This is a genomic window from Aquabacterium sp. A08 (genome assembly GCF_011742065.1).
Window position 1 is genome coordinate 5,879 of record NZ_JAAQQT010000679.1, and the last position, 5,336, is coordinate 11,214.

At 69.2% G+C, this 5,336-nt stretch carries 4 protein-coding genes and 1 pseudogene; 1 reads left to right on the forward strand and 4 read right to left on the reverse strand.

Annotated features, from left to right (window positions below; genetic code table 11):
- Positions 1–270: pseudogene (locus HA630_RS23750) on the forward strand (MFS transporter); the annotation flags it as partial.
- 17 nt (positions 271–287) lie between these two features.
- On the opposite strand, the gene HA630_RS17090 reads toward HA630_RS23750, so the two are convergent.
- From HA630_RS17090 to HA630_RS17105, 4 genes are all read right to left on the reverse strand, one after another.
- On the reverse strand, positions 288–2,285 hold the full coding sequence (locus HA630_RS17090; RefSeq protein WP_166836212.1) for an ABC-F family ATP-binding cassette domain-containing protein: 1,998 nt from the start codon (positions 2,283–2,285) through the stop codon (positions 288–290).
- Positions 2,282–3,229: a 50S ribosomal protein L3 N(5)-glutamine methyltransferase gene (prmB, locus tag HA630_RS17095; RefSeq protein WP_166836213.1), complete on the reverse strand. Its 948-nt coding sequence runs from the start codon at positions 3,227–3,229 to the stop codon at positions 2,282–2,284. The genes HA630_RS17090 and prmB overlap by 4 nt, the downstream gene beginning before the upstream one ends.
- Entirely contained in the window at positions 3,226–4,410 is a 1,185-nt protein-coding gene (gene dapE, locus HA630_RS17100; RefSeq protein ID WP_166836215.1) for a succinyl-diaminopimelate desuccinylase, read from the reverse strand. The genes prmB and dapE overlap by 4 nt, the downstream gene beginning before the upstream one ends.
- A 20-nt stretch (positions 4,411–4,430) precedes the next feature.
- A partial coding sequence (locus HA630_RS17105; protein WP_243855496.1) for a PilT/PilU family type 4a pilus ATPase occupies positions 4,431–5,336 on the reverse strand: 906 nt, incomplete at its 5' end.

A 5,336-nucleotide genomic window follows, 5' to 3' on the forward strand; every position in this document is an offset into this window, starting at 1 on the left:
GCCGCCACCGGTTTTGCGGTGGGTGTGGGCGGGCCCAGCCGCGACATGATGATCAAGCGAGCGACCCCGGCCGGTGCCACCGGCCGGGTGTACGGCACGGTGTACTCGGGCCTGGACACGGGCTTTGCCTTGTCGCCGCTGCTGTTCGGCGTGCTGATGGACCAGGGCCACTACGCCACCACCCTGGCCGGTGCGGCCCTGACGCTGATGCTGGCGGTCTATGCCGCCCTGGGGGTGGGCGTGCGCACCCGGCGCGCCAGCGGGGGGTGAGCCCGGGCGGGCTGGCTTCAGGCCAGCGCCGCTTTTTCGATGTCTTCCATCACCGCGGCCACCTCCAGCCACCGTTCCTCGGTCTCGGCCAGGTCGTCGTCCAGCGCTTTCAGGCGCTTGCCGGCCTCGGCCAGTTCGGCGGGTGTCAGGTTGCCCTGTAGCCGGGCGTGCAATCCGGCCTGCTCGGCCTGCAACGTGGCCAGGCGTTGCTCCAGGGCGTCGCGCTGCTTTTTGTGCGGTTTGAGCTGCTCAGCCAGTTGCTGGCGGCGCTGCGCTTCCAGCTTGCGCTGCTCGCCGGGGTTGATCCGGGGCGCGGCCGGAGCGCTGGCTGCGGTGGGCGCCGTGCCGCTCGCCTGCGCGCCTGCCGCCGCGGCGGTTTGCGCCGCCTCGCGCTTTTGCTTGGCCACGTCCAGCAGGTAGCGCTGGTAGTCGTCCAGGTCGCCGTCGAAGGGCGCGATGCCGCCGTGCGACACCAGCCAGAACTCGTCGCAGACCGAGCGCAGCAGCGCGCGGTCGTGGCTGACCAGCATCACCGTGCCCTCGAACTCGTTGAGCGCCACGGCCAGGGCCTCGCGGGTGGCCAGGTCGAGGTGGTTGGTGGGTTCGTCCAGCAGCAGCAGGTTGGGACGTTGCCAGACGATCATGCACAGCACCAGCCGGGCTTTTTCACCGCCGCTCATGGTGCCCACGGCCTGTTGCACCATGTCGCCGCTGAACTGGAAGCTGCCCAGGAAGTTGCGCAGGTCCTGCTCGCGGGTGGACTGGCCGGTGAGGGTGCCGGCGGCTTCGGCTTCACGTGCCAGCCGGACCATGTGGGCCAGCGGGCTGTCGTCCAGGTGCAGCACGTCCAGCTCCTGCTGGGCGAAGTAGCCGATGTTCAGGCCCTTGCCTTCGGTGCAGGTGCCGCCCAGCAAGGGCAGGGCGCGCGCCACGGTTTTGACGAAGGTGGACTTGCCCTGGCCGTTGGCTCCCAGGATGCCCAGCCGCTGCCCGGCCTGCACCGAGCGGGTGACGTCGCGCACGATCACCGTGTCGCCGCCTTCTGCGCGGTAGCCAAAGGCCGCGTCGCGCAGGTTGAGCATGGGGTTCGGTAGTTGCGCCGGCTCCTGGAACTCGAAGCTGAAGTCGGCATCGGCCAGCACCGGGGCGATCTTTTCCATGCGCTCCAGCGCCTTGACGCGGCTTTGCGCCTGCTTGGCCTTGGTGGCTTTGGCCTTGAAGCGGTCGATGAACTTTTGCAGGTGGGCGATCTTGTCCTGCTGGCGGGCAAACGCGGCTTGCTGCTGGCCCATCTGCTCGGCGCGCATGTCCTCGAAGCGGCTGTAGTTGCCGCCGTAGCGGGTGAGCTGGCCGTGGTCGATGTGCAGGGTGACCTGGGTCACCGCGTCCAGGAATTCCCGGTCGTGGCTGATGACCAGCAGCGTGCCTTCGTAGCGTTTGAGCCAGCTTTCCAGCCAGACCAGGGCGTCCAGGTCCAGGTGGTTGGTGGGTTCGTCCAGCATCAGCAGGTCGCTCGGGCACATTAGCGCGCGGGCCAGTTGCAGCCGCATGCGCCAGCCGCCGGAAAAGCTGTTCACCGGGCGTTCCAGCTCGTGCACCTGGAAGCCCAGGCCCAGCAGCAGCGCTTGGGCGCGCGCCGGGGCGTCGTGGGCGCCGGCGTCGTGCAGGGCGGTGTGGGCGTGGGCGATGGCGTAGCCGTCGCCGCTGGCCTCGGCCTGGGCCACTTCGCGCTGGGCGGTCAGCAGGCGGGTGTCGCCCTCGATGACGAAGGCGGTGCAGGGCTGGTCGGTCTCCGGCATGTCCTGGGCCACCTGGGCCAGCTGCCACTGGCGCGGCCAGTGGAAGTCGCCGCCGTCTTCGTGCAGCTGGCCTTGCAGCAGGGCGAACAGGCTGGACTTGCCGGCGCCGTTGCGCCCGACCAGGGCGGCTTTTTCGCCGGGGTTGATGGTGACGGTGGCCTGGTCCAGCACCACCTTGGTCCCGCGGCGCAGGGTGACGTTGCGCAGGGTGATCATGGTTGCCCGCCCGCCAGGTTCAGGCCGCGGGTGGCCTGCCAGTCTTCCAACGCCTCGCGGGTCAGCAGCAGCACCGGACCTTCGCCCGAGGTGGTCTCGGGCCAGTTGGCCAGCAGGGTGGGAAAGGCACGCTCAAAGTGTTCGCGCTCGTTGCCAATTTCCAGCACCAGCACCGCGTGTTCGTTCATGTGGTCCAGCGCGTGGGCCAGCAGGTGGCGCACAAAGTCCATGCCGTCGGCGCTGCCTTGCCGGCCGCCGTCCAGCGAAATCACCGGTTCGGCGCGGTACTCGGCGGGCAGGGCGTCCATGCCGGCGCGGCTCACGTAGGGCGGGTTGCACAAAATCAGGTCGTAGCGCCCGGGCAGGTCGGCCCAGCCGTCGGATGCGACCAGGCGGATGCGCTCTTGCAGCCCGTGTTTGTCCACGTTGATGCGGGCCACGGCCAGCGCGTCGGGGGAAATGTCGGCGGCGTCCACCGTCACCTCGGGCCAGGCCAGCGCGGCCAGCACCGCCAGGCTGCCGTTGCCGGTGCACAGGTCCAGCACGCGCTGGGTGTGGGTGCCCAGCCAGCCGTCGATGCTCTCGGCGCCTTCGGCGTTGGCCACCAGTTCGGCGATGAAGCTGCGCGGCACGATGACGCGTTCGTCCACGTAAAACGGCACGCCTTGCAGCCAGGCCTCACGCGTCAGGTAGGCGGCGGGCTGGCGGGTGGCGATGCGGCGCCCGATCAGCGCCCACACAGCCTGTTGTTCGGCCTCGCTAACGGGGCGGTGCGCCAGTTCGGCCAAGTCGCTGTCCAGCGGCAGGCCCAGTTGCCACAGGGTCAGCCACACCGCCTCGTCGTGGGCGTTGGTGGTGCCGTGGCCGTAGGCCAACGGGGCGGCGTCGAGCCGGGCTTGCGCCTGGGTCAGCAAGGCGCCCAGGGTGGTCGTGGTGCGGCTCATTGGGTGACCTCGTCGCGCGCTGGCACCTGGGCCAGGTGTTCTAGCACACGCCGGTAAATGTTTTTCAACGGCTCCAGGTCGGCCACGGCCACGCATTCGTTCACCTGGTGGATGGTGGCGTTGGGCGGGCCGAGTTCGATCACCTGCGGGCAGACCTGGGCGATGAAACGGCCGTCGCTGGTGCCGCCGGTGGTGCTCAGCTCGGTCTCCAGCCCGGTTTCGGCGCGGATGGCGCTGCGCACCGCGTCCACCAGGGTGCCGGGGCGGGTCAGGAAGGGGTGGCCGCCCACGGTCCAGGCCAGTTCGTAATCGGCACCGGCCTGCAGGCCGTGGCGGGCCAGCAGCTCGGCCACGCGCTGTTGCAGACCTTCGGCGCTGCTTTCGGTGCTGAAGCGGAAGTTGAAGTCCACCACCACGCTGCCCGGGATGACGTTGCTGGCGCCGGTGCCGGCGTGGATGTTGCTGACCTGCCAGGTGGTGGCGGGGAAAAATGCATTCCCTGCGTCCCAGCGGGTGGCCACCAGTTCGGCCAGCGCCGGGGCCAGCAGGTGGATGGGGTTGCGCGCCAGGTGCGGGTAGGCGATGTGGCCCTGGATGCCTTTGACGGTGAGCTTGCCGCTCATGGTGCCGCGGCGGCCGTTTTTGATCATGTCGCCGGTCCGTTGCACCGAGGTGGGTTCGCCCACGATGCAGAAGTCCAGCCGTTCGCCGCGCCGTTGCAGTTCGCGGCAGACCACCACGGTGCCGTCGTGGGCGGGGCCTTCCTCGTCGCTGGTCAGCAGAAAGGCGATGTTCAGGGGGGCTTCGGGGTGTTCGGCCACGAACTCCTCGCAGGCCACCACCATGGCCGCGAGCGAGGCTTTCATGTCGCTGGCGCCGCGGCCGTATAGCTTGCCGTCGCGGTGGGTGGGGGTGAAGGGGTCGCTGGCCCACTGCTCCAGCGGGCCGGTGGGCACCACGTCGGTGTGCCCGGCGAACACCAGGGTGGGCGCGTCGGCCGCCACCGTGCGTTTGGCCCACAGGTTGGTCACGCGGAACTCGGCCGGGCCACTGGCCAGGGTGTCGCAGGCAAAGCCCAGCGGGGCCAGGCGCTCGGCCAGCAAGGCCTGGCAGGCGGCGTCGTCGGGGGTGACGGAGGCACGGGCGATCAACGCCTCGGTCAGGCGCAGGGTGGGGTTCATGGCGGTGGGTCCGGGCAACGTCAGGGGCGGACGTCGATGGTGAAGTCGGAGAAGGAGGGGCCGGTGGGCGCAACGGGCTCGGCCGCGGTGGCCGGCGTGTCGGCGCCGCGGTTGTGCAACGCGGCGTCGTTTTGCAGGCGCCACATCAGGTTGGTGGGCGAATCGGCGTAGGACAGGCCTTCCTTGCGGTCCACCTTGCCGTCGAGGATCAGGCGGGCGATGTCGGCCTCAAAGGTCTGCGATTCTTCGGCCATGGACTTTTCCAGGGCCTCGCGCACACCGAAAAAGTCGCCTTTTTCGATCAGTTCGCTGATCAGGCGGGTGTTGACCATCACCTCCACCGCCGGCACGCGGCCGCCGTCCACGGTGCGCATCAGCCGCTGCGAGACGATGGCCTTGAGCGCCGAGGCCAGGTCGTTGAGCATGGATGGCCGCACCTCCACCGGGTAGAAGTTGAGCACCCGGTTGAGCGCCTGGTAGCTGTTGTTGGCGTGCATGGTGGCCAGCACCAGGTGGCCCGACTGCGAGTAAGCGATGGCCTGCGACATGGTTTCCCGGTCGCGGATTTCGCCGATCAGGATCACGTCGGGCGCCTGGCGCAGCGCGTTCTTGAGCGCGGTGTGCAGCGATTCGGTGTCGGTGCCGACCTCGCGCTGGTTGACGATGCTTTTCTTGTTCTTGAACAGGTACTCCACCGGGTCCTCGATGGTCAGGATGTGTCCGGTGGTGTGTTCGTTGCGGTGGTCGAGCAGGGCGGCCAGCGTGGTGCTCTTGCCCGAGCCGGTGGCGCCGACCACCAGCATCAGGCCGCGTTTGGCCAGGATCATGTCGGACAGCACCGGCGGGATGTTGAGCGCGGCGATGCTGGGGATGTCGCTGCTGATGTAGCGGATCACCACCGCGCAGCTGCCGCGCTGCTTCATCGC